14 protein-coding genes are annotated in these 25,976 nt (G+C 73.7%); all 14 read left to right on the forward strand.

Going from position 1 to position 25,976, the window contains the following annotated elements:
* The first annotated feature begins 88 nt into the window (after positions 1-88).
* The 14 genes from ABEE00_RS05585 to ABEE00_RS05650 all read left to right on the forward strand — a co-directional run bounded on the left by ABEE00_RS05585 (position 89) and on the right by ABEE00_RS05650 (position 25,970).
* Positions 89-3,394: a hypothetical protein gene (locus ABEE00_RS05585; RefSeq protein ID WP_345744119.1), complete on the forward strand. Its 3,306-nt coding sequence runs from the start codon at positions 89-91 to the stop codon at positions 3,392-3,394.
* A gap of 55 nt (positions 3,395-3,449) precedes the next feature.
* Positions 3,450-6,224 (forward strand): CHAT domain-containing protein, encoded by a 2,775-nt coding sequence (locus ABEE00_RS05590; protein ID WP_345744120.1) that lies wholly within the window; start codon positions 3,450-3,452, stop codon positions 6,222-6,224.
* 4 nt (positions 6,225-6,228) lie between these two features.
* Positions 6,229-7,116, forward strand: a complete 888-nt coding sequence (locus ABEE00_RS05595) for a toll/interleukin-1 receptor domain-containing protein (protein WP_345744121.1) — start codon at positions 6,229-6,231, stop codon at positions 7,114-7,116.
* Positions 7,117-7,241: 125 nt separating this feature from the next.
* Entirely contained in the window at positions 7,242-8,021 is a 780-nt protein-coding gene (locus tag ABEE00_RS05600; protein WP_345744519.1) for a Crp/Fnr family transcriptional regulator, read from the forward strand.
* Positions 8,022-8,089: 68 nt separating this feature from the next.
* Positions 8,090-8,932 carry a hypothetical protein gene (locus ABEE00_RS05605; RefSeq protein WP_345744122.1) on the forward strand — a complete coding sequence of 281 codons (843 nt, stop codon included), beginning with the start codon at positions 8,090-8,092 and terminating at the stop codon, positions 8,930-8,932.
* Entirely contained in the window at positions 8,929-11,256 is a 2,328-nt protein-coding gene (locus ABEE00_RS05610; RefSeq protein ID WP_345744123.1) for an ATP-binding protein, read from the forward strand. Before ABEE00_RS05605 ends, ABEE00_RS05610 begins: the two co-directional genes overlap by 4 nt.
* Positions 11,253-12,581, forward strand: a complete 1,329-nt coding sequence (locus ABEE00_RS05615; RefSeq protein ID WP_345744124.1) for a hypothetical protein — start codon at positions 11,253-11,255, stop codon at positions 12,579-12,581. Before ABEE00_RS05610 ends, ABEE00_RS05615 begins: the two co-directional genes overlap by 4 nt.
* Before the next feature lie 53 nt (positions 12,582-12,634).
* Positions 12,635-13,135 carry a Pycsar system effector family protein gene (locus ABEE00_RS05620; RefSeq protein ID WP_345744125.1) on the forward strand — a complete coding sequence of 167 codons (501 nt, stop codon included), beginning with the start codon at positions 12,635-12,637 and terminating at the stop codon, positions 13,133-13,135.
* A gap of 100 nt (positions 13,136-13,235) precedes the next feature.
* A complete protein-coding gene (locus ABEE00_RS05625; protein WP_345744126.1) occupies positions 13,236-15,845 on the forward strand; it encodes a vWA domain-containing protein in 2,610 nt (869 codons plus the stop codon).
* Between the two features lie 46 nt (positions 15,846-15,891).
* Positions 15,892-19,281, forward strand: coding sequence for a tubulin-like doman-containing protein (locus tag ABEE00_RS05630; RefSeq protein ID WP_345744127.1), 3,390 nt, complete (start codon positions 15,892-15,894; stop codon positions 19,279-19,281).
* Positions 19,278-22,058 carry a hypothetical protein gene (locus ABEE00_RS05635; RefSeq protein ID WP_345744128.1) on the forward strand — a complete coding sequence of 927 codons (2,781 nt, stop codon included), beginning with the start codon at positions 19,278-19,280 and terminating at the stop codon, positions 22,056-22,058. Before ABEE00_RS05630 ends, ABEE00_RS05635 begins: the two co-directional genes overlap by 4 nt.
* Complete coding sequence (locus tag ABEE00_RS05640) at positions 22,055-23,143, forward strand: serine/threonine-protein kinase (RefSeq protein WP_345744129.1); 1,089 nt, start codon at positions 22,055-22,057, stop codon at positions 23,141-23,143. Before ABEE00_RS05635 ends, ABEE00_RS05640 begins: the two co-directional genes overlap by 4 nt.
* Positions 23,140-24,237, forward strand: a complete 1,098-nt coding sequence (locus ABEE00_RS05645; RefSeq protein ID WP_345744130.1) for a hypothetical protein — start codon at positions 23,140-23,142, stop codon at positions 24,235-24,237. Before ABEE00_RS05640 ends, ABEE00_RS05645 begins: the two co-directional genes overlap by 4 nt.
* Positions 24,237-25,970, forward strand: a complete 1,734-nt coding sequence (locus ABEE00_RS05650; RefSeq protein WP_345744131.1) for a hypothetical protein — start codon at positions 24,237-24,239, stop codon at positions 25,968-25,970. The genes ABEE00_RS05645 and ABEE00_RS05650 overlap by 1 nt, the downstream gene beginning before the upstream one ends.
* Positions 25,971-25,976: the final 6 nt, after the last annotated feature.

Here is a 25,976-nt window from a genome sequence, read left to right on the forward strand (position 1 = left end):
TTCACGATCGGATGGGCGGAGAGCACCCGATCCCGCGTGGAAGGCACGTGCCAGGGCGCTGCCGGCCGCGCTGGCCATCGTGCTCGTCATGGGGCTCCTCACCTGGGGCGGGGTGGCCGTCTTCTCCCCGGCTTCGGGGGAGGGGAACGCGTCCTCGGATCAACGGCCCGTCGCCGCCTCGGCTTTCGAGGTCTCGTACGCGGGCGCGGCGAGCCGGCTCCCCGCGCGGCAGAGCAGCGGGAAAGACGGGAAAGAGGGGACCGCGAACCCGGAGTCCACGGAGCAGGTGCGGGACTGGGCGCGCTTCGGGCTCGCCGCGTATCTGGGCATGGGCACAGGGAGCCTCCGCGACGCCTCGTACGACACGCTGCCCGTACGGGACGCGGGCTTCGACGGCCTCGTACGGCAGCCGACCGGGCCCGGCCGGTCCCTCTTCGACAGCAGGAGCAACACGCTGCACGTGCTCGTGCCGCGCGACGACCGGCACAAGGCGCGGACGGTCGGCCTCCAGATCGACCAGCACAGGACGGACGCGGGCTCCGACGCGCGGACGGTGCAGGTGTACGAGTACACGCTCCAACCCGGCGCGCGGACTGTCCTGTTCACGCCGCACAGGCCCGCGCCGACGGCACAGGTGCGTGCCCGGTACGGCTTCGTGACTCAGCGCGTCGACACCGCAGCGGGACTCAAGGACTTCTTGGCCCGCACCGACCGGCTCTCCTCGCTCCGTACGAGCGGCCACGAGATCACGGCCAGTGGCTGGAGGTGGGGCGGCAGGCCGCCGGTGGACTTCGAGGACGTATCGGCGCTCCAGCGTGCCTACTCCGCCACGTACGGCGCGTCCCCCGGCTTCTCGCTCGACCCGAAGAGGGCGAAGGGCGCGCCGGACATCCGCGCCGCATTCCCGGGCCTGAAGCCGGAGTTGGCGGACGGCATCGCGGCCGGCAAGCCGCCCGCCGGACTGGCCGAGAAGGTGAAGAACGCGCTGTTCAAGGGCGCCGACGCGGCCACCCTGAGGCAAGCGGGACTCCCCACGGACCGGACGCAGCTCTGGGACCTGTACGAAGTGCTCCAGGGCGGTCCGGCGTACGCGCAGGCGCGGTACGACGGGCCCCTCGCCGGGACCAAGGTCGGCATGACCCTCTTCTACGCCGACTATGTCGCCAAGCACTGGGTCACGGGCGCAGGCGCCGGCGTTCCGTCCAAGGCGGTGGGCGGTTTCGTCGCCGACCCGCAGGCGGACATTCCGTGGAGCGAGTGCGCCAGGACCAGGGACCACGAGTCGGCGCGGCTGTGGTTCGGCCAGAACACGTCCGGCTTCTCCTACTCCGGCGACCGCGTGGACATCGGGGCGCAGCCCACGCGCCTCTTCGCCCGGTCGAACACCGACGGCGCCGAGGTCGAGCCGAGCTACGCGATGGGCCGGGGCCTGCGCTGGTGGGACCAGCACTACCAGGATGTGGCCGACTACGAGCCGCAGTACGGGCGGCTCGACGAGATCATGCGCTGGAGCGGCGCCCTCGACTGGCTGCGCGGTCGGCAGGACGGCTCCGCGCTGCCGCGGCCGGGAAGCGACCGCATCACCTCCGACCTGCGGTTCAAGGACTGGTACGCGCACAACGACCGGCTGCGTGAGCGCGGGCGCATCGCGTTCGTCAGCCCGCCATCCGCCGGTGAGGAGGCCCTGCACAACGCCGCCTCGAAGACGTACAAGCAGTGCGGCTACCTGAACATCAAGGGCGGCGTGACCCTCGCCGACGGCCTCGCCCTGAGCAGCGGGCACGAGCGCCGGCCCGACCTCCCGTACGGGGTCCGGCGCGCCGGCCTGTTCGACCCGGCGTCGACGTACGACGGCGCGACCGGCGAGGGCCGGATCACGCAGGTGTGGAAGGACACCGGGAGGAAGGTCACCGACAGCGTCCGGCGCACGTTCAGCCGCGGGAAGCACGGGAGCGCCAACGTCCGCACCGTCGGCGGGCACCGCAATGTCTACCCCCTGGGCGATGTCGAGAGGGTGCAGGACGGAAACGCCGGGCGCGAGGTCGGCTCGGAGATCTCCGCGGGCGGCGATGTGGCCCGGCAGAGCGTCGAGCTGAACGGCCGTCCGCTCGGGCGCATGACGGCGGCCCGCACCGGGGGCGTGGTCGAGGTCCGGTGGGAGCGCGGCCTGATGGACAGGTACCGCAGCGCGGCCGGCACGATCCAGAAGCGGATGGCCGGCGGGCAGGGCGGGGGCGCCCCGCCGGGTGCGGACGACGTCCCGTACGGATACAAGGACGGCGACGGCCACCCGCAGTACAAGATGGGCGGCAAGGGCGACCCCTGGCTCTCGGTCGTCAAGGGGAGCGCGGCGGCCGGTGCGGTGGCGGCCCTGCGCCTGGGTGAGCCGAAGCAGGGCGGGGGAGGCGCCGACTTCTCCACGGCGGCGCTGGTCCCTCCGGACAGGGGAGGCCCGGGGAGTCCCCGGGGACCGCCGGGCGACGGGTGGTTCGAGGTCACGCCGCCCAGCGGTGACGGGCCCGCCATGGCCGCTCCCGCGAAGCGGCCGCGCGACGACGGATCGGCGATCCGGGTGGAGGCCGCCGGGGGCGTCGCCCATGTCTACGACGTCGGCGGCCGACCGCGTGCGGAGGCGAACGATCCCGTCGTCGGCCTCAACGGTACGGAGACGGGCGCGGCCTTCCTGCGGGACTTCTCCAGGGTCAGGACGGCGCTGAACGAGGCTGGTCAGGCCGGTGACGGACTGTCCCGCGCCGTCGCGCTGGGCCCCGACGGGAGCGACGGGTTCGCCCTCGCAGGGCCCGGCCGCAAGGCCGTCCTCGTCACTCCGCACGACAAGTGGGCCGGAAAGCTCTACCAGGCGCTCGCCGGAGACGCGTCCGTCGCCGGCCCCCTCATCCGCCTGACCAAGGACGACGGCCCCCGGCACATCGGGAAGAACTCGCTCACCCTCGCGAAGGACAAGAAGCCGCGCACGATGCGGCTCGGCGAGGCCGTGCGCAAGCACCCCGGCGATCTCTACGTCAGTTCGCGGCTGGACGCGCAGGCCTTCGGCGGCAGGCCCGGATTCCCCGCCGGACCACCGGCACACGATGTGACCGTCGTCGTGGTGGAGGCGCGGGTGGACCGGGAGCGGGGGTCGGACGAGAGTGACACCGCGAGGCCGGACGCGTACAGGTTCCGCGGCGAGGAGTGGACGAGGGTCGGGCCCGGAGGCGGGGACTCCGGGAATGGGGCCTCGGGTAACGGCGGTGGCAGTGGGGGAGGTTCGGGCGGCGGCACCGGAGGCGGGGGCGCGGGCGGCGGCAGCCGGGCACAGCGCGTACCGCTCACGGGGACCGTCGTGCTCGCCTGCACCCCGCACGAGTCCGACCGGCTCTGCGACGACCAGTGAACCGGACGACCAGTGAACGAGACGAACGGGACGATCAGCGAACGAGGGGGCACGCGTGACGACCTCTGGAAGCCGGGTGGTGATCGACGCGAGTCACCCCGCCGCCCCGTGGGTGCGACGGGCACGGGAGGCGTTCGAGCTGGGCGATGTGCACGGCTGCGACGCGGCCTGCGCCGAGGCCGTGTCCCTGGCGGAGGACGACCCGCGGCTCGCGGCCGCCCTTGCCAGCAACCACGTGGCGCGTCTCCTCGAACTCCGCGAGTGGGCACGGGCGGTGGACCGTTGCGACGCGTACCTGGAGGGGCCGGCGCCGGAGCACCTGCCTCTCCGCGTACTGCGTGCGGAGGGGCTCGCCGCGTACGGTCGCGCGCCGGAGGCGGCACGGGAGGCCGAGCAGGTGCTTCGCCGGGTGCTGGTCGGTGACGGCGACCTCGCCGCGGAGGAAGAGGCCAGGCTGTACCGGGTGCTGGGCGTGGCCGAAGGGGAACAGGGCGCGTACTCCAGGGCAGTTGAGCTGCTGGAACGGGCTCAGCGGATGTTCGAGGGACAGGGCGGCGGCGAGCGGGCGGAGCATGTGGCGCGGGAGAAGTTCCGGCTTGGCGTGATGGCGGGGGAGTGGGAGGCGGTCGAGGCCGCCGTCGCTGATGGCTCGGTTGATGCAGAGGCCGAGCCCCCAGCCCAGGCTGACACCGACACCGACACCGACACCGACACCGGCACCGGCCACGAACGGGACACCGCGGCCGACGACTTCGTGTACGCCTTCGCCCTCAAGCGCCTGTGCCGGTACGAGGAGGCGCTGCGGGCGATGGTGCGCTGCGCGCCGCGCGAGGATCTGCCGCCCTCGATGCGCTGGCCCGTGCTGCGCGAGATCACCCTGCTGTACCGGGCGGTCGGCAGGGAGCGCACGGCCCGGGAGCTCACGCCGCTGCTCACCGCCACGGCGGCCGAGGCCCCCGACCGCGCCGGCGCCGAGGCCGAACTCGCGCGGCTGCTCGACCCCCGCGCGCCGTCCGGCGGCGCGTGCATGGAGAGCGTCCAGCGCGCCAGGAGCCTGCTCGACGCGCGGGAGCTCGATCCGAGGAAGACCTCGGCTGACGACCTCGACACCGCGGAGCGGCTGGTGGCCGGCGTGCGCGACCTCGCGGGCACCGACTTCGAGGTCGCGATGTGGCATCTCGCGGCCGGGGAGCTGGAGTTCAAACGGCGGAACCTCGGCGAAGCAGTCGCCCATCTCCGGCTGTCGATCGCGCAGGCCGAGGCGAACCGGCTCGTGGAAGTGCAGGTCCAGGCGTTGCGGCTGCTCGGCCACGCCTGCTTCCGGCTCTCCGCGCGGGACGGCGGCCGGCGCGCCCGTGAGTGCTGGGACGAGGCGCGCCGCCTGGAGGAGGGGATCCTCGCGCTCCAGGTGACCGACGAGGTGCGCCGCAGGATGTCGCTGAGCATCGCCGACACCTTCGACGAGTGGATCAGGGGCGCGGCGGCAGCGGACGGGGAGTTCCCCGTCGGGCAGGCGACGGCGGCGGTCGTCGCCGCGATGGAGGCAGCGCGGGGCGCCTCGATACTGCCGGAGATCCTGCCGGACGAGGCGGGGCGCGTACGCGAACTCCCGCGGCCCGGCGACCACGCGGGTGCCTGGGGCTGGGTCGGCGCCTTCGTGGACGGGCAACTGCCGCGCTCCCAGGCGGTCTGGCTCCTGCACGCGGCGCCCGACCACGTCCATCACGCCGTCATCGGGCGCGGGTTCCTCTTCCACGTGACGCAGACGTGCAAGAGGGAGGAACTGCAACGGGCGGTCGACGCGTTCTCCGTGTGCTGCGGCAGCGAGGCGCTGCTCGAAAGGAGCCTGGAGGACGACGAGTTCGGCACGCGCCTCGCCGAGGTCGCCCGGCTGGCGGGCCTGCACAGGGTGGTCGAGCGGCTTCCCGGGGAGGTCCGGCGCCTCGCCGTCGTCGCGGGCGGCCTGCTCTCGGACGTGCCGCTGGGCGCCGTACGGGCGGACGGCGTGCCGCTCGGCGTGCGCTTCGCCCTCTCCGACATGCCGTGCCTCTCGGCGCTGGCGCCGCTTCGCCACCGCGCACGGCAAACCCGGGGCGCGCGGCGGCTGTTGGTCAGCCCGCGGCCCGAGGGGACTGCGCTCCGTGTTCGGGCCCGCAGGCGCGTGACGGTCCTCGACGAGGAGACCTCTCCCGACGCTTCGCGCGCCGCTGTTGAACGGTCCCGACACCATCTGACGCTTCTCGACCGGCATGCGACGCCGGAGGCACTGCGCACCGCCCTCGCGAAGAACCGCCGCCACCACCTGGTGCGTATCCACGCGCACGGGCGGCACGACCACGGCGACGCGGGGCGCTCCAGGCTGCAACTCGCGCCAGAGGGGCCCGAGGGCGCCGTGAGCGCCGACGATCTGGAGGCCATGGACCTGCGGGGATGCGGGACCATCGTGTTCGGCGCCTGCGAGTCGGGCATGGCGCTGCGCGTCGGGCGCGACGAGCGGACCGGCTTCGTGCGGGCCGCCTTCGTCGCCGGCGCGGCCTCGGCCGTCGCGGCGCGCTGGGTGGCGCCCGCCGACGTAGCGGCCGAACTCCTCGACCGCTTCGAGCGCTACGCCCGGCGCATGCCGCGTGACCTCGCGCTGCAGCGGGCCCAGCGCGATCTGCACGAGGGCGCCCCCGGCACCCCGACCGAGAAGGACCCCGCGCGGCGGCACCCCGCGAACTGGGCCTGCTGGACCCTGTACGGAGACTCCGGATTCCAGACCGCCTCCGGCCCCGTACGCCACACACTGCGCGAGCTCATCACCGGGAGGCGTCATGCAGGGGCACGTTGACGGCATGCGGGTGCACGTCGGAGAAGAGCGTCCGCGGGTCTTCCTGTGCTTCGCGGGGGCCGACCACGCGAAGGCCGAGCGGCTGAGAGCGGGGCTGCGGTCCCATGGCGTGGCCACGGTGGGGCACGAGTACCAGATCGGCCCCGGCGAGAACATCGTGCTCGAAGCTGAACGCGCGCTTTCGCAGTCTGACTATTTTGTTCTCCTCTGGTCGCGCGCCACCGTCAATCAGCCGTGGATCGGTGAGAATTGGTCGGCCGCTTTGGTGCGCGGAATGCGGGAGAAACGTCGTTTCCTCTTTGTCCTGCGGCTCGATGACACGCCCTTGCCGATGGTTCTCGCGGCGCGCCCTCATCTGGACGCGTTCGAGAACTGGCATGCCGCCGTCGCCGAACTCGCCGCGACGTGGTCACGCGAGCGCGCGATGGAATACGACGTGCTGCCCGTCCCCGCGCCGGGTGAATGGAACGGGGATCCGGGGCCGCGCATCGTGCTTTACGTCCGCAACCAGGATCTCGGTGTCTACCACAAGCTGGAGGACGTCCCGCAGGGCTCGACGGGCCGGGAGCTGTACGCGCGGATCCGCGCCGAGCTGGAGCTTCCCGGCCAGGTGTCCATGCTCCAGGGCTCCGTCGGCATGCGGTTCTCGTACCGGATCATGAAGAACGGAGGTGTTCCCCTGGACGGCGATCCCCTTTCCGACAAGCCCCTTTCCGCGCTCGGACTGTGCCACGGGGACTTCGTGGATCTGGAGATCGAGGTCGAACCATTCGGCCCCGACAACTCCACCGCATGGGTCTATCTCGGAGACGACGAGGAACCCGAACTCTCCCCCGTACATCTGCGCGCGCTCGCCGACGCGGCCTTCGGGCATCTCAAACCCTGGGAGTGACAGGGGTATCGGTTTGGGTTTACCGTCTGTGGCTTCACGCACATTCCCGTGGTGTGAGAGGGGGAGTGCGCCGAGCGCTGATCCCATTTCTGGGAGAGGCGTACAGGCGCAGAATGTCACCGCAGATGAGTTTGTTCGGGCAGGACCGGTCATTTCTCGATGCGCTCTCGTCCCAGGACCGCACGGCGCTTCTCGCCTCGGGGTCCCCGCATGCCTACGCGCCGAATGAAACGGTGCTCCGCGAAGGCGAGAACTCCACCTTCGTGCTGGTCATCCTCTCCGGCTGGTCCGTGGTCTCGGTCGAGACCGAGCGCGGCGCCCGGCTCATCCTCGCCCTCAGGGGCGCGGGAGAGGTGATCGGCGACCTGGCCGCCGTGGACCAGCGCCCGCGCAGCGCCACGGTGACGGCGCTCGGGGCGCTCGACGGTGTGGTGGTCCCGGGACCGCAGTTCCGCGGCTTCCTGGCGTCCCGCCCCGCCGCCACCTCGCTGATCATGCGTCAGCTCAGTTCCCGGCTGCGCAGCGCCGACGTCGAGCGCCGCTCGCTCGCCTCGGGCACCGTGCTCCAGCGCCTGGCGGCGCGGCTGCTCGAGCTCGTCGAGCGCACGGGGAGCCGGGACCCCGAGGGCGTCGCGGTGAACCTGCCGCTGCCACAGCACGAACTCGCCGCCGCCGTCAGCGCGACGAGGGAGGCGGTCGCGAAGGCGCTGCGCCTGCTGCGCGAGGAGGACGTGGTGCGCACCGGACACCGACGGCTGGTGGTCACCAACATGCCGCTGCTGCGCCTGCTGGCCGGGGGTCAGGCGCAGCCGCAGCGGAGGCGTGCCCAGGAGAAGTCCCCGGGCGGTCAGGAGAAGTCACCGGGCGCTCAGGAGAATTCCCCGGAATCGCCGCCGGGTGTGTAAACGGCTACATCCACGGCGTCGGCCGCGAGGCCACGCTTGTTCCGCCACGGCAGCACACAGGGGGTCACGTGAGCAGTGCGGAAGCAGTCAACCGGCTTGTGGTCTCGGGGGACATCTGCGGTTCGGGCCGCATGGGGAGGGAGGCGAAGGGCCGGGTGCGCGCGGGGATGTACGCGGCGTTCGCGGAGGCGTTCGACGCGGCCGGCGTCGCCCCGGGCGAGGTGCACCAGGAGGACCGGGGCGACGGCATCCTCGCCGCGCTGGCACCCGGCGTGCCGTCCTCGCCGATGGTGGGCAGGTGGGTGGACTCGCTGTACGAGAGCCTGCGCGAGCACAACGCGGTCCACGCGACACGGCTGCGGATGCGCGTCGCCATGCACATGGGCCCCGTGGCGCACGACGGGCGAGGGCTCGTCGGCAGGGCCGTGGACCTCACCTGCCGCCTCTGCGACAGCCGGGCCGCCAGGACGGTCATCGGTGACGCGGCGGGCTTCGACCTGCTGCACGTCGTGTCGGACTGGCTCTACGCCAACGTGGTGCTGGAGGGCGGCCGTTACATCGAGCCCGACCGCTACAGGCCGGTGCGCGTGACGAGCAAGGAGACCGACGAGCTCGCGTGGTTCTCCGTGCCGCGGCTGCCCGGGCCGCCGGCGTCCGTCCCCGCGCAGGCGTGCTCCCCGGGGGAGAGCACGCCTGCGGAGGGGCCGCCCGCGCAGGGGCCGCCCGCGCAGGGGCCGCCCGCGCGGGGCGGGCCGGAGGAGGGGGCCGGCCCGCCGGTGGCGCCCGAGGGGATCAGGAACCAGTTCAACGTCGGGGGCGACAACCAGGTCTTCGAGCGCAACGTGATCAACGGCTTCACCGGCATCCGCAAGGACCGCCCTGCCGCGGGCGAGGCGGGAGGCGAGCAGTGAGCGAGCCGAGGGACGCCGCCGCTCCGCCTCCCCGGGAGCCAGGGCCCGCCGCCGAGGGGCACGCGCACGGGGGAGAACGGCACGCGCACGAGGGAGAACAGCAGCACGCGGACGAGCACCCGGCGCAGGACGGTGCCGAACAGTCCGCGCGCGACCCCTTCGAGGAGGCCGGGCGCAGCCCGCTCGGCGGCGAGGGAAGCACCGGCGGCACCAGGGCGGCACGCGCCGCGCGCAAGAACCTGTTCCTGCGCGGGAGCCCCGAGCGCGTCCACAACATCCGGGGCGACAGCCAGTATTACGAGGGCAACGTCTTCCTGAGCCAGCAGTTCACCGGCTCGGGCCCGGTGGTGCTCGACGGCCCCGTACCGGCCGAGGAGCTGGAGCGCCTCCGCGACGTCTATCTGGAGGCGCCGGGATACGCGCGGATGAAGGCGGTGCTGCGCGCCCGCCGCCTGCTCGTCCTGTGCGGCGAACCGGGCAGCGGCCGCACCGCGACCGCGCTGTCCCTCCTCTCCGAGCTGGCCCCGGAGGGCGTCGTACGCCTGGACCCGCAGACCACCGACCTGCGCGCGGTGACCGGGGACGCCCTGAGGCACGGGCACGGCCACGTACTCGAACTGCCGCGGGAGGAGGGCGGCGACGGCGGGCGGGAGCTGCATCTCGACCGGTTCAGCGCGCTGCTGGCGGAGGCGGGAGCGTACGGCGTCGTCGTCGCGGATCATGACGACCCGTCGGAACGGCTGCTGCGGGGGCGGTACGGGATGTACTGCACGCCGCCTTCGTCGGAGGAGGTGCTGCACCGGCACCTGCGCGTACTGCTCAAGGACGCCGGGCCCGGCGCGCTCGACACGGCACGTGCCCATGCGCGCGGCGAGCAGGTCACGGACGCGCTCGGCCTGGAGGAGCTGCGGCCAGGGGAGGCCGCGCGGCTCGCCGTACACCTCGCCGACCGGCAGCGGGGGAAGCTCTCCGACGGGCAACTGCTCGACGCCTGCGCGGGGTTCGTGCCCGCTCAGGCGCGGGAGTGGTTCGCCGGCGCTGACGCTCCCGGTGCGGCGCCCGAGGCGCTGCCGGGGCTGAGCGCGGCCGCGTTCCGCGTGGCGGTGGCGGTCTTCAACGGGTCCTCCTACGGCCTCACGACCGAGGCGGGCGAGCAGCTCGCCTGGGAGTTCTCGCTGACTCTCGATCCCGAACGGGCCCCGGGCAGGCGCCTGTTCGGTACGCATGCGGAGCACCGCCCGTCGGCCGCGCGGTCCGTGCTGTACGACGGCGAGCTGGACCTCGGCACCGAGCAGGTCCCGGTGCGCGCCGTCCGCTTCCGGGGCGAGGGGCTCGCCACGGCCGTGCTCCACGAGGTGTGGCACGGCTACCACAACGCGCGCGGCCCGGTATCGAGGTGGCTGCGCGCGCTGTGCGACGACCCGCGCCCCCTGGTGTGGGTGCGCGCGTCCCTCGCGGCGGGTGCGCTCTGCGCGTGGGACTGGGTGCACGGATGCGAGGAACTGGTGGGGCCCATGGCGGGGACGGACTCGCCCGTGTCCCGGATGGCGGCGGCCACCGCGCTGGCCCAGGCCTCGCGGGAGCCGTCCGTACGGCCCGCCGTGCAGGGCCTGTTGGGCGAGTGGGCGGAGACGCGTACGGGCATCGCGGGAAACCTGCGGGCCACGGCGGTCCTCACCCACGGCTACGGGATGGCGGCGGGCTCCGTCCCCGCCTCGCTCGACGCGCTGGGGCGGCTGGCGCGCGGGGGCGGGCGCGAGGTGCTGCCCGAGGTGTCGCACAGCGTGCTGCGGCTGCTCGCCGGCACCGGGCCCGACCAGGTCGTCGGGCGACTGGGCTGCTGGCTGCGGGACGGCCGCGCCGAGTACCGCGACCTGGTGCTGCTCACGGTGGTGAGCGCACTGCGGACGCGGGCCACCTTTCTGTGGGGGCTGGAGGACGTACCCGAGCTGGAGGAGTACGGCACCTGGCCGTGCGCCGCCGCGCTGCTTCGCGCGCGCCCCGAACGGGCGGGGCGCCTCGCCGATCTGGTGCGGCACGCGCTGGGGACGGCGCGCTCAGGGGCGGCGGCGCTGGACGCGATGGGGAGCTGGATGCGCCAAGCGGCGGGTGACGAGGCGCAGTTGGCGGCGCTGTGCGGCTTCCTGCCGCACCTGGTCGGCGACCGGCGCGAGGCGGACCGGCTGCGGCACCTTCTGGCCCGCCTGGTGCGCGACGTGGACGAGCCGCTGGACAAGGAGGCGGCCCGCCGGATGTGGGACGCGCTGCAGGCGGATGAGCAGGAAGAGGCGCAGGAAGAGACGCACGAGGAGGTGGGGCGGTGAGCGGTCAGGAGAGTCAGGCTCGGGCCCAGGGGGACACGCCGGGCGCCGCGGAGGGCGGACGGTGTCTGCGCGGGCCGCTGCTGCGCGAGCTCCGGCCCCCGTACCAGCGGCGGAGCGGCCAGATCGCGGCGGTGCTGATGTACCACAACGGCGGGCACAGCGTGCTGTGGCCCGACGCGCGCGAGGACCACCGCAGGCCGTGGATGCGCTCGCCGTACACGGTGTTCGAGATCGCGCTCGGCCGGAACGTGACCAGGTTCGACCTGGCGCTCCCGGCGCGCGGCGACGCGGAGTTCTTCCAGGCGGCGGCGAGCGTGCAGTGGAAGGTCGAGGACCCCGTCGAGGTCGTGCGCAGCCAGGTGTGGGACGTCGCCGAGCTGCTGCGCGACGAACTCCTCGACCAGCTCCGCGAGGTCTCCCGGCGCTTCCGGCTCACCGAGGCGCAGCGTGCCGACGAGGCGGTCAGGACGGAACTGAACTCGGGCAGCTTCGCGCTCGGTTCGGAGCTGGGCCTGTCGGCCAGGGTGCACGTCTTCATCGACCTCAGCGAGCGGGTGATGGAGCGGATCAGGGAGGGGACCGGCCTGGAGCACCGGCTGGACCTCGCCGAGAAGGAGCACGCGCTGACCTTCCGGCAGGAGCAGCACGCCTCGCTCCTCGTACGGGAGCGCGCCAGGTCCTTCGAGTCCGTCCTGCTCGGCGGCGACGAGACGAAGATCGCCCACTTCATGGCCAGGGACCCCGGGCGGGCGCTGGAGATCCAGCAGCTCTTCGCGCGGGAGCGGCGCCAGGGGGAGGCGGACTGGCTGGAGTTCATCGGCAAGCTCATCGAGGGCGGCCAGCTCGAGCGGCACGACATCGGCGAGCACATGTACGAGGTGCTGCAGCACCTCCGCGAGAGGTCGAGCAGGGTGGTCGGCGGAACGGCGGACATGGCGCTCTCCGAAAAGCCCGAGCGCCGTGGGGAGGTGGGCCGTGCGCAGTTGGGTCGTGCGGAGTCGGACGGGGGAGCGGGGCCGGGGCGCCGCCGTCCGTTCTGGGAGGAGGACGACGGGGATGCGGCGCTCCCGGGGCCCGATGCCTCGGAGGGGGCGGCGGCGCGCGGGAGCGCCGCCCGCGCCGATGGGGAGCTTGACCTGCCGTCGGTGCACGAGCCGTTGGTACGCGATCCCCTCGTACGCGAGCCGACGCGGGTCGAGTCGTCGGGCGAGCGCGACGAACGTCGAGAGCGCGGCCAAGGGGCCGGGCCCTCCGATGCGCCGGGCACGTCGCGGTCGCGGACCGGCCGGGCGAGCGACCGGTTCGACGACTGGGGCGACTCGTGAGCGCCGCCGGGCGGCCCGGACCGCCCGAGCCGTCCGGACGGGGGGCGTCATCCGTGCCAGAACCCGACACCCGTTACGTCGCCGAGCGCCTCCTCTCCTCCGTACGCGAGGACCTGGGCCGCGCCGACTCCAAGGCCGCGATCCTGGTGTCCGGTGCTGTGGGCCTGGTCGCGATGCTCGTTTCGGCGAACGACGTACCCGGGGTGAACTCCGGTGCGGGGTACGGCGGTTGGACGGCGCCGCACACTGTCTCCGTGCTCGCGCTGATCGGCGGGCTGCTCTGGGGGAGCGGCGTGGTGATGCTGGTGGCCGTACTGCTGCCGCGTACCCGCGTCGCCGCCGACCGCACCTTCCTGCGCGAGCTGACCTCGGGCGTCTCTCCCGAGGCGCTGATGCCGAAGCTCGCCGAGTCCGGCGAGGACGTCGTGCGGTGGACGCTCGACCAGGCGTGCGCGCTCGGCGCTGTCCTGGCGAGGAAGTACGCGTGGCTGCGCCTCGGGGTGTGCTGTCTGGCCCTCGGCGCCCTTTTCACTCTCTTCAGTCAATTGTGGTGAGAAAAATGTGCCTTCTTTCTGACAGCCGGTCACGTGGTGAGCGGGGAGCGATCGCCGGGCGGACGCCCGGCCGGGGACCGAGGGGAAGGGGAGGAAGCCGGTGAGCCGGCGGACGGCCGGAGGCGCGTACGGGGGTACGGCCGGAGGCCCGAGCAGCAGTCCGTACAAAGGTCCGGCCCGAGGCCGTGCGGCGCGGCGGAGAACCGCTCGCCCGGCAGCCGTCGCCCTGCTCGCGCCGCTGCTCCTGGCACCGCTCTTCGCCGGCGCGGGGGCCGCTGCCGAAGAGGGAGCCGGAGGCGGCGCGGGGAACGGCGGCGACCAGGGCCCCGACCCCATCGACTTCGCCATCGTGGTCGACCAGTCGGCGAGCCTCAGCACGCCCGAGGGCAAGGACCGGGCACGCGAGGACCTCGCACGCGAGGTGGAGGCCGCGCGCCTCATCGGCCAGGGCGAGATCTCGGACCGTTCCCGCGCCGCGGTCATCGGCTTCGGCAGCGCGGAGAAGAACGGGCAGTCGGCGGTGAACCAGGTGTGTGAGCTCACCGTGGCCGACGCCGTGGGGAGGGAGCAACTGAACGACTGCATCGGGAAGTTGGCGCACCCCGACCCCGCGAAGCTCGGCCCCGGCACCGATCTGCCCGCGGCCATCGGGCAGGCCACCGACCGGCTCACCCGGGGCGCGCAGCACGCCGTGCCGAAGGTCGTCTTCCTGCTCACCGACGGCAGGCTCGATGTGACGGACAGCCCCAACTACGGCAAGAGCGACGCCGCGGGGACCCGCCAGCAGAACGGGCGGAAGGCCCTCGACGAGGAGCTGCGGCAGGCGCGCGGGAAGAAGGTGCAGATCTGGCCGCTCGGCTTCGGCGGCGACAACGGCATCGACACGCGGACGCTGCGCCACATGGCGGCCGGCGGCTACCGCAACGGCTGTCCCGACCTGCCGGACGCGACCCCGCGCGAGCGCGTCGCCGGTGCGTCGGCGCAGCTCGAAGGGGCGCTCCAGGGGATCTTCGCGCGGGCGCGGTGCGCACGCTTCGCGCAGGGGACCACCGGCAAGCCGGGCGCCGACCTGCGCGTGACGATCCCGCCGGTCGCCACCGACGGCTCGATCATCGTCGCCAAGCGCGACCCCCGCGTGCACGCCACGTACTACGATCCCGAGGGCCGCAGGATCCGCGACACCGACGGCGCGGAGCACGGCTCCCGCTTCGAACTCAGCGGCAGGAACGGCCCCGTCGAGGCCCTGCGCGTGAACAACCCCATCCCGGGGACGTGGCGCGTACGACTGGGCCCCTCCCAGGGCGACCACGCCGAGGAGGCCTCGGTCAGCGCCATCTGGCAGGGCCGGCTGCGCTCCGTACTGACGATGAACCCTTCCTCGCCGCGCCCCGGCGAGAGGGCCGTCGTCGAGGCGTGGATGCAGACCAGGGACAACGTGGTCATCCGTGACCCTAAGCAGCTCGCCGGGATCAGGGCCTCGGCCCGGCTCGAAGGGGACGGCTTCGGCCCGGTCGCGGTGCGGCTGCGGGACGACGGCGCCGGGGCGGACAAGCGGGCGGGGGACGTGCACTTCACCGGCACGGTCACGGTGCCCGGGGCCGCCACCGGAGCGGTGAGCCTGACCAGCGCGATGGCCGCGCGCGGCGTGAGCGGCGACGAACGGCCGTACCACACGAGGGTCTTCAAGGGCGCGCGCTCGCTGGGGGCCGTCGCCACCGTGGACGGGTACACCGTGCACCCCGGCGGCAGGATCAAGGGCACGCTGACCGCGAAGAACACCAGCCGCGGCACGCACACGCTGCGCCTGGCCCTCGCGGACCGGCGCGCCGGGCAGGTGAGGATCAGCCCGGCCACGGTGCGGGTGCCGCCGGGGGAGGCCAGGCGGATCCCGTACACCCTGTCCTTCGCCCGCGCCGTGCCCGTCGGCGAGGCCGGGGGCCGGATCGTGGTCACCGACACCACGGACGGCGGCCGCAGGGTCGTGGACACTCCGCTCTCCGTCACCGTCGCGGAGCCGCCCACGTGGTGGGACGCCTGGTGGTGGGCGGTCGTGGGCGGCGCGCTCGCGGCGGCGGCCGCCGCGTTCGTGATCGCGCTGCGCAGGCGGGCGAACAAGTCGAGCCGGGACCCGAGCGGCCTGTCGCTCGAACTGCGCCAGGACCAGGCGGTCGTGAGCGTGCTCACGGTGCGCAAGGGCCAAGGGCGGCGGCTCGGCTTCGACTTCACGGTCGACGCGCACGGCACGCGGCCCGCGCTGCGCGCGAGCAGGAACGGGGCGAGCAGGAACGGCGGGGGAAGGACGTACCGGCTCACGCGCGAGCCGAGCGGCGCCGTCCGTATCCGCTTCCCCCAGGGGACCGAGCGGTCCGTGCACGCCAACGAGCGGCTGAGCCTCGGCGACGACCTCGAACTGGCCGTGCTGACGCGCGGTGCGGCGGGATCCACGGCCTCGGGGCGCGGAGCGCGGCCGGGCGGCGCGACGTCCGGGGGCGGCGGCACGGGAGGCGGTACGGGAGCCGGTACGCGCGGGCATGCGGGCCTCCCGCGGCGTCTTCCGCGCCTCCACCTCGGCCGCGGTCTCGGCCTCGGCCTCAAGCGGTCCGCACCGGGCCCCGGCGACACCGCCGAGGTGCCGGGGCCGCGTACGGCCGGCGAAGGGGAATCGGCGCCGGCCGCCGCCACCAGGCACCAGTACGACCCGAACTTCTGACCACGGCAGGGGGCTGCCGAGCGCCGGCGGCCGGGAGAGAGACGACATGAAGATCTATCAGCCCATGCTCTTCGTCGGTCTGGGCGGCACGGGTGCCCGCATCGGCGCCGAGCTGGAGCGCGGTCTGCGCCGCGAGCTGTGCGGCCCGGACGGCACGGCGCTGCCGGGCAGCGCGCGGCGCGCCCCGTTCCAGCTGCCGGAGTGCCTGCAGTTCGTGTACGCGGACTTCAGCGAGTCCGAGCTGGACCGGCTCCCGCACCTGAGCGTGAAGGGCGCGGAGGCCTCGGCGTACGCGCAGACCTCGCGCGCCGTGCACGATCTGCTGCCGCCGGGTTACGACAGTTCGCCCGAGGTCACGCGCATGCTGCGCATCAACATGCACGAGGAGACCGCGGCGTGGCTGCCACCGGCCGGCGGCCAGCCCAAGGTGGCGCCCCTGCACAACGGCGCGGGGCAACTGCCCACCGTGGGCAGGGCGGCGCTCTTCGGGACGCTGCGCGAGGGCCTCGAACCTGTGCTGCGCCAGCTGCGGGCCGCGATCGGCGCCATCAGCAACTCGGCGGGAGACCTGCGGGAGTTGGGTGGGCGGCGGATCCGCGGATGCGACGTGTTCGTCGCGTTCTCCGTCGCGGGCGGCACGGGCGCGGGCATCTTCTACGACTTCATGCACCTGATCGGCGAGGAGTTCCGCAGGTCGAAGGTGCCGGGCGTGAAGATCTACCCGCTGGTCGTGATGCCCTCGGCCTTCCCACCCGAACAGGGCGGCGGGCGCGAGGCCGAGCTGAACGCCTCCCGCGCGCTGGTCGACCTCTCCCGGCTGGTCGACGACCAGAACGTGCCCAACGCGCCGGACGACTTCGGCGACGTGAAGGAGCACGGCACCCTGGGCGTGCGCTATCCGCACCACGGGACGATCAGGCTGCGCCCGTCGACCGTGCAGACCGCGTTCCTCTTCAGCAGGCCGGCCGGCATCCGCCCCGAGGACCTGCGCAGGTCGATCACGGCCATGGTCATGTCGCTGATCGGCACCGAGCTGGGCGAGGAGAACGCACAGGGCCGCATGGAGGGCGACTACCAGTCCTTCGCCGCCAGGTTCGTGAACCAGTCCGTGGAGCGCTCCACGCCCTCCCGCTCCGGCATCGGCTACCGCGGCATGTCCACCAGCCTCGCCGCCTCGCTGACCGTGCCCGTGGACGACCTCGCGGAGATCGTGGCGGGGCGGCTGCTGGCCGCTGCCGTGAGCGGCATGGCGGAGGCGGCGCGCAGGCCGGCGGGGTACGGCACCGAGCAGGTGCGGGAGATGTTCGACCGCTCGGGCATCGGCCCGCTGTGGCACCGCGAGCCGCACGACGTACCGCTGCCCGACCCGGTGCCCAAGGGTGTGCGGGCCATCGGGCAGGCGCTGCGCGACCGCGTGCACGACATGGAGGACGGCCTCGCCGAGCTCGACCGCGACCTGAGCCGCGAGGTCCCGCGGCTGGTCGAGCACTTTAACCCCGGCGAGGCCGTGCGCGAACTGCTGCGCACCCTCGACCCGTTCTGCGTGGAACGGCTGCTGGTCGGGCTGCCCGAGCACACCGAGCGCGCCGCCAGGGCGGGCTTCGCCGGCATGCTGGAGAACCGGCGCAACGAGCCCGAGCGGCCGGAGGGCGTGGAGGTCTCTGCGCCCCGGGTCCCGCCCGTCAGGCGGCCGATGGCGGGCATGGCGCCGGCGCGCTGGGGCGACCCCGAGGTGCAGGCCGTGCTCGACGACCAGGACGGCTGGTACCAGTGGCGCGCCAACCGCCTCTGGCACCGCAACTGGAAGGACCAGGAGCTGCGTTGGCGCCCGGCCCTCACCCGTACGGTCAGGGACGTCACCGAGCTGGTGCGGGCACTGCGCGCGCACGAGGAAGAGGAGAGCAAGCTCTTCGCGGAGCGCAAGAAGGACCTCTACCGGGACGACCGCAAGGGCGTCTCCTACCTGCTGCCCCCGCAGAACTCCCTGCGCTCCTTCTACGACGCCGTGTTCGAGCGCCTGCTCCAGCACGAGGGCCTGCCGCAGAACCTGGACGAGGCAGGACTGCTGGTCAAGCTCATCGAACCGCAGGACTGGCACAGCGCGCTCGGCGCCCTGCGCCGCTCGCCCCGCGCCGCCGTCAAGGTCGTCAAGCAGGTCGTCGAGCGACGGGTCAAGCAGCTCTTCGTGGAGACCGGGGTGATGAACGAGCGCCCGCTGCTGCCCTCGCTCGCCGACCTGCTGCACGCGGCGATGGGCGACGAGGAGGCGGCCGCCGGGGTGGACGGGCAGTGGCTGGAGCAGTTCCGCTCCCAGCTCGCCAAGCTGCTCCCGGTCGGCTTCACCCCGGACGGGAGCGGCCCCCTCAAGGCGCTCATCGTGCACCCGTCGGGCGAGTCGGCCTCGCGCGCCGAGCGCTATCTGGGGCAGGAACTCGCGCTGCCGCGGGACATCGGGATGCAGACCGAGTTCCGCGCGGTGTCCACCGACTCCATCACCGTCGTCCTCTTCCGCAGCGGCATGAGCCTCACCGACGTCTCCGAGGTGCGGCAGGTGCTGAGGCTGTGGGCGGGGGCGCGGGACGCGGGCGGCTCGGAGGACTTCCTGGACTGGCGCCAGCGGCTCGGACACGGCGACGACTGGCTGGCCAGTACGGAGGAGGACAGGCAGCGCATCTTGCACCGCATCCTGTGCGCGATGTGGAACGGCCGGGTCGACGTCAAGGGCGACCCCGCGTCCCCCGCCGCCCTGCGCATCAGGCTCCAGGCGGGCGACTCGGCCACGATGACCCTGCGCCTGCCCTCGTACGACGACGGGCTCTCGAGCTGGGCCGGGCTGCTGAGCGCGTACGAGCAGTGGGCGCTGCTCGACGAGGGGCAGATCATCGAGGACTTCTGCCACAAGCTGATGCAGGCTCAGCCGGAGGGGCTGACCGGGTCGACGGTGCCGCCCTCGCCGCTGTTCCGCACGGTGGTGCACGAGGTGGCTCCGCAACAGGCAGCGCTGATCGGGGAGTTGGCCGGGGAGCTCGGCGAGGAGGCCGAGGAATGGCTCGTACCCCTGCGGAACTTCTGGGAGGTCTCCCTGCGCGGGGCCCTGGACCTGCCCTTCCCCGGCGTCAACCGCCCCACCAGGTCCACCCTGCGCGCGCTCGACCAGCGCCTGGCGCAGGGCGGCTCCCGCGCGGCGGCGCGCGCACGCGAGGAGGAGTGGAGCCGCACGCCGGGACGGTACGAGGGCACCGGCCGCGAGGAGCCGGGCAGGGAGGCGGCGCACGGCGGCACCGGCAGAACGAGGCCCGGGGACCCCTGGGAGGACGGCCACTGGGGCAAGGCCCTGCACGAGGACCGCGGCTGGTCGAACGGCGACGGCGGCAGGAGCGAGGGCGGCGCCGGTGAGGGCGGCACGGGCGACGGCGGCAGGGGGGACCGGACGTGACGGTGCTCCGCGTGGACCTGCACCGCGGCCACGGTGCGGAGGACGACCCCGAGGCGCTGGAGGAGACCGTGCGCGCGGCGGCCGACGGCGCGCAGGGCTGCGAGGCGCCGCGCTTCCTGATCGTGGACGGCGCGGCGGACCTGGTCGCCCACCAGCACCTCTATGAACGGCTGCTCGCCTACGGGCCCGTACCCACGCTCTGCCTCGCGGTCGGGGAGCAGGGTGGTGAGGGTGAGGGCCTGTCGGATTCCGACTGCGGTGCGCCTTCGCCCTGGCTGATCGCGCGCCCGCTGTCGCTGCGGCCGCCGTCTGCGGGGGTGCTGTGGGTGCCCGAGCCGGAATTCGGCGTACGGGGCGCACGGGGTGCGGCGGGCGGTGGCGTACGGGGCGAGGCGGACGGTGCGGGCGAGCAGGAGGAACCGCTCGCGGAACGGCGCCTTGAGGGAGTGCGGCCGCTCGCCGAACTGCTCGGGGAACCCGCCGTGTTCGACGCGGTGCTGCACGCGCTCGGCGAGGTCGGCGACGGGGTGGCCGTACCGGCGCCGCATCTCCTGGAGCACGACCTCGCGGAGAGCGCCCGCATCCGCGTCTGGCGCCAGGCGCTCGAGGAGCTGGTCGGCAAGGAGGCGACGGCGGTCCCCTCGCTCTCCCCGACGGGCGCCGACCGTGTCCCCGCCGAACTCGCCGCGCTCATCGGCGACGAGGTGCCCAAGTCCCTCGGCGACCGCGTCTGGTGCAGGCCGGGCGGCGAGGCCGACGAGCGGCGGCGCGGGTGCGAGGCGGCGCTGCGCGCGGCGCAGGGCGAGTACGAGCGGGTCCGCTCACCGTTCGCGCTGTTCAGGAGCAGCGCGGAGCGATCCGGTCTGCCGGAGCGGCTGGCGGAGGTGGCGCGGGCGCTCGGCGCGTACCGCACGGTCGCGGCGACGGCGCTGCGGGACGGCGACGGGGTGAGGCTGCTGCCCGAGCAGCGCGCCCGGCTCGACCGGCACGGCATCGACCTGCCCGAGATCCCCGAGGCGTCGCGCGAACGCGTGGGGCCGGGGCTGCGGCACTACACCGAGAGCCTGGTCGGCCGCCGGCTGCCGCTGCGCTCCGTGGCGGCGCGGCTGGCCGCGCTTTCCGACCGTTCGGCACCGGCGGGCAGCGCCGCGCGGCTGGCACGGCTCGACGCGGTGTGCCCGCAGGAACGGCTCGAAGGGCTCGCCGCCCCGGCGCCGTTCGACGTGCTCGCGCCGACGCACTGGGGCGACGCGGTACCGGCGTTCGCCGTGGCGCTGCTCGCCGGGCTGTGGCCGGGGGCGGGCTGGGCCACGGGCCCGCTGATCGCGCTGGCCGCAGCGGGGCTGACCCTCTTTCTGGTGAGCCGCCGCCCGAGCCGCTCGGCCGACGGGCGGCTGGAGGGCGGCGGCAGGACGCGCGCCGGGCTGCAGTCGGTCGCGGGGCTCCTCGGCGGCCTGACGGGCGCGGTGGCCGGGCAGAACCTCGGGCTCCCGCCGTGGGCCGGACCGGCCGCGCTGTGCCTGGCCGCGCTCGCGCTCCTCGCGATGACGCTGTGGCGCTGGACGGCCGCGGTGGACGCGTGGTGGGTGGAGATGCGCCCGGAGTTCGCCGCCGGGGCCGTCACCGGCATCGAGACGCTGCTGAGCGAAACGGCCGTGCACGACTGGCTGCTGGGCGAGGCACGCCTGCACTGCGCCGACGGCGCACGGGCGGTGTCGGTGCTGCTGCGCAACCTCGCGGCCGAGGTGGAGGCGTACGGGGAGGAGCGCGGGGAGACGGGGGAGGTCCGGGGCGCGGGGGCGCCACCCCAGGAAGCCGCCGGCGCATCGGGCGTCCTCGCTGCCGCCGCGTTCCCGGAGGAGGAAGCGGGCGCGCAGGACACGGACGCGGGGTGGGAGCCCTGGGACTGGGACAGTTGGACGGCCGACGCCGACGACGTACCCGTACTCGGGGAGCGCGGGGAATTCGGGGAGCCCTCCGAAAACCCGGACCCGGCACCGGACTTGGTCCCGAACCCGAACCCGAACCCGAACCCGAACCCGAACCCGAACCCGAACCCGAACCCGGACCCGGAGCCCGTACCGGCGCCGGCTTCCGAAGAGGCGGCCCCCGCCATCCCGCAGCACTTCCGCCTCCCGCTCGACCTCCCCTGGCTGGAGCGCGAGACAGGAGACGGCGGCCGGGTCCTGGTGGACACGCTCGTCGGCGACCTCGCCGACGGACTGCTCCAGGTCGTCGCCGCCTGCTGGGGCGCCGTCGACCGTGACCCGACCGCGGTCGCCAGGTATCGGGTGGGCCCCCGTACGCGGGAGGTGCTGGACGAGGAACGCAGGTGCCTGGCCAGGGACGGCGCGGCCGCCCCGCCGCACTACGCGCGCCCGTCGGAGGACCGTCCCGGCACCGCCGAGCTGCTGGGCGTCTCGACCGACGGGGTGGTACGGGTGCTCGCCTCCGGCGAAGCGGCGCGGGCCAGGCCGCTGTGTTCGCCGGGCAGGAAGCGGATGCTCTCGCGGGACCCGGGCGGCGCGCGTGCGGTGCGCTTCGCGCCGGAGGCGGCACGCCGCGGCGCGACCCGCGACGACGCGGGCGCGGGCCACTGGGACGCACGGGGCGAGGACGTCGTGTGGACGGTGACCGGGCGCTTCGCGGGCGTGCTGCGCCTCGTGCCGCTGCGCGGCGGCACCGTACGCACCGTCAGATCCGCGGCGGACAGGCAGGACGGGCGGGACCAACAAGGCAGCCAAAACAGGTCGGGCGTGAAGGGGCGCAGCTCATGACGGGAGGAGGCGAAGGGCGCGACGAGCTGGAGTTCTTCACGCCGCGCGGCGAAGTCATCCGCCTGGCCGCCGAGTTCGGGCAGGACCGCCATGTCCCGGGCAGGGAGCCGGTGTCGGCGCGGTACGTCGCGATGGGCGAGGGGTGGCGCGTGCTCCAGTACCGGCTGCCGCTGCCGGCCCGTAAGGACCACCGCGCCAGGGACGCGCTGGAACGCGAGGCCAGGGCCGCCCTCGCCATCGAGCGCGCCTACGGATCCGAGGTGTACGCGGACGTCTTCACGCGCCTGGTGGGACACAACCTCGACGCCTCCGAGCCGTTCCTGCTCTACGCCGCCGCCCCCGCCACCGGCACCGAGCCCCTCGCACGCCACACGGGCCGGCTGAGCGTGGAACAACTGCGCGCTGTGATGGGCCAGTTGACCCTCGCCGTGCATCTGCTGTCGAACATCGGCTTCGTGCACAGGGCCCTCACACCGGACACCGTGCTGTGGGACGGCAAGAAGGTGCGCGTCGGCGAACCGCACGCCGCCGTGCACACGGGCGCGCCCCGCGAGGCGTTCGGGCAGGCTCCGTGGGCTGCCCCCGAACAGCGGCGCGGCACCGGAGCGGCCGACTCACGCGACGACGTGTGGAGCGTGGCCCAGGTGACGTACCACCTGCTCGCTGGGCGGCCGGGCGACGGCGCGGGACCGCCCTCCGACCTGGACGGATACCGGCAGCTCGCGGCGTTCAGGGACAGCGGCGCCTTCGCCGCGGGCGCAGAGGGACGCTCGCACGCCATCGACGTGCTGCGGCTCCTCAACCGCTCCGACCCGCTCGGCGGAGTCTCGCGTCCCGCCGACCCCCTGGACGCGGGACGCGAGGAGTTCGACCGCCTGCTGGCGGCCAAGCGGCGGGATCTCGGCCACGGCCCCGAGGGCGGTCAGGACGGCGAGGACGGCCGTACGGAGGCCGGTGACGGGCGCGAAGGGGCGGGCGAGCGGCGTGACGCGGCGGGTCCGCGGCCCGGCGCGCGCAACGGCAGGCCAGTACGCCGCGGCCTGTGGTCCCGGCGGAGCGGCGGCCGGACGGAAGGTGAGCGATGAACGGCCTCGTGTCAGGGAGCGTGCCGGGGAGCGCGCGGCACACGATGATCTGTCCGTACTGCCTGGACCCCGTCTCGTACGACGCGTCCCGGCTCTTCACCCGCAACGCGCGGCAGGAGCACGTGCCCCTCGACCTGTCGGGGGAGCACAACGCCATCCGGCGCAACGACGTGCTGCGCAGCGCCTTCCAGCGGTGCCCGCACACCGGCGGCGTGGAGCCGCACTATCTGCCCGTCCCGTATCTGACCAGCGGTCCTCCGCTGACCGTCGCCATGGTCGGCAGCTCGTCCACGGGCAAGACGCACCTGCTGGCCTCGATGATCGGGGAGGTGGAGAAGGGCGGCCTGGAGCCGTACGGGCTCACCTGCCACCCCCTCAACCCGGAGTGGCACGGCCGGTTCATGCGCGAGCGCGTGCAGCCGCTGCACGAGGGCCAGGTGCTCTCGCGCACCACGACGGCCAAGTTCGCGTTCTTCGCCGACGGGCTGCTGGTGTCGGGGCACGGCGCGACCCGCCCCGTGATGTTCTTCGACCTCGCGGGCGAGGACCTGGTGGAACACGGCGCGGTGACCAGGTTCCTGGCCGGTGTGGGCGCGTTCGTGTTCGTCCTCGATCCGCTGCGCGCGCTGCGCGTCCCGCACCTGGAGAGGGAGCGCGAGCAGGCGAAGGTGCGCGAACGGAGCCTGGGGGACGAGGCGTTCGCCACGGTGCTCGGCCGCGTTCCGCGCTCCCGGCGGTACATCGAAGCGCCGGCCGCCGTCGCGGTCAACAAGAGCGACCTGATGCGCTTCGACCCGCCCGTCGACCGCTGGCTGGGCAGGCGGCTCCCCGCGGTCCTGACCGGCCGTGAGCTGCGCGAGGAGAGCCGGGACGTGTACGCGTACGTCCGCCACCACGGCAGCAAGGCATGGCTGAAGCCGTTCACGGAGTGCGCGCGCTGCACCCTGCACTTCGTCTCGGCGACCGGCGGAAGGCAGCAGGACAACGTCTTCCCCAACGGCGTCACCCCGCGCAGGGTCCTCACGCCGCTGCTTTCGATCTTCGCGATGTCCGGGCTCCTGCCGGGCAGTGACCTGAACGGGGCGGGATGGTGATGACGGTGTCTCGGTCGCGGGTGGACCAGCTCGTCTTCCGCTGGGACGCGGACAACCGCTCGGGGAGCACCGGCTTCGGCCTCGTCGCCTGGTCGTGCGAGCCGGACCAGGCGGAGGCGGTGTGCCGCGGGATGGCCACGAAGCTCCAGGTGGCGGGCGACGAGGTCACGCCGGGACTCGTACGCATCGGGGTCAAGGGCCGCGAGGAGGTCCTGCTCGTGCGCCGCGTGCCGGGCCACGATCCCGGCGGCAGGCCGGGCACGGTGTGCCACGCGCTGCTCGGCTCCTCGCGCGACCTCGACGTGGAGACCTGCCTCGGGCTGCATCCCTGGACGTGGGAGGGCAGCGCGCTTCCCCTGAACGAGGTGAGGGGGAAGCTCGAACCGGTCCCCGCCGACGTCCTGTTGAGAGCCGCCGCGCCGCGCGGGGAAAGCCTCTCGCGTGCCCTGGGGCGCTTCGGCAAGCCGCTGAGCGTGGCCGCCGCCGAGATCCTGCGCCATCCCGGACACCGCTATTCCTTTCTGGACCGGTGGGGCGGGGACGTCCCGTATCTCCTTCTCTGGGGGCTGTACGGGATTTTCCGCGACCTGAGAGCACAGCACCCCCTCGGCTGGTCCTTCGCCACTCACGACAGCGACGATTCGGAACCCTTCCGCTTCGTCTTCCTGCCGTCGTGGCCCGCCTCCGCCTCCCACGACGTGCGACGCGTACGGACCGATCTGCGGCAGCCGATCGACGACGACGCGATGGACATCGGTACGTGGCTGGTGCGCTTCCATCTGGAATGGCTGCGGCACACGGACGGGCGGGAACCCGCGGTGTCGGCCGTATTGGCTGAGGCGGGCGAACACCTGGAGCGGTGGGAGCAGGGAGACGGCCTGCTGCGTGCCGCCCAGCACGCGGTGAAGGAGCTCAACTCGGCGGTGTGGCCCGTGAATCGCGCGATGTCCGCACCGGAACGGGCGGGGTATTCCACGCCGTCACGGGATGAGCATTCTGCGCCGGGGCATGGGGGGAATTCCCCACAGACGCAGGAGGGGAATTCCACACCGGAGCAAGAGGGGGATTCCGCACCGGAGCAGGAGGCGGACGAGGGCATGATGCGGGCGCGCTCGGACGAGAGGCTGCTGCGGGATCTCCGCGACGACCTGCCCTACGACACCGTGGCGCTCGTGCTTCAGGAGATCGCGCGCCGGTTCATCGGCTGGCCGCGCGCGCTCCGCGAGAACCTGTGCGGTACGGCTCTGGACGAGTCGCTGTTCCTGGACATCCGGCGCCATCCGTGGAAGACGCCGGGGCGTGAGGATGCCGCCCAATTGGACTGCCGCATCGAGAACGCCATTTGGCTCTACCGCCAGGTGATACGGCCCCTGGCGAAGGACGGTCAGGTGAGCGGGCGTTTGCAGTGTCTGCTCCCGGATCTGCACGGGAGCGAGGACGCCGCGTGCCGTACGGCGGTGCGCGTGATCCTCGAAGAGGGCGAACTGCCGGGGCTGGACGAGGAAGTGTGGCGCGCCGTGGTGCGGGCCGAATGCGAGCGCGCGGCGGTGCGGCGTACTCGGCCCCGTAGCGAACCGCCCCAGGAGGAACCGGCCCCGCATTCCCGGCCGGCGGTTTCGGGCGGAGAACGCACGCCAACCAAGCGCGGGGGTCAGCCCATTGGGATTCCGCTCTCCCTGGCGGGGGCCATTCTCTGCCTGGTGGCGCTGATAATTTTCCTGGCGGTTTCCTGAGCGCCA

This window comes from Streptomyces odontomachicola (genome assembly GCF_039605595.1).
GTDB lineage: Bacteria > Actinomycetota > Actinomycetes > Streptomycetales > Streptomycetaceae > Streptomyces.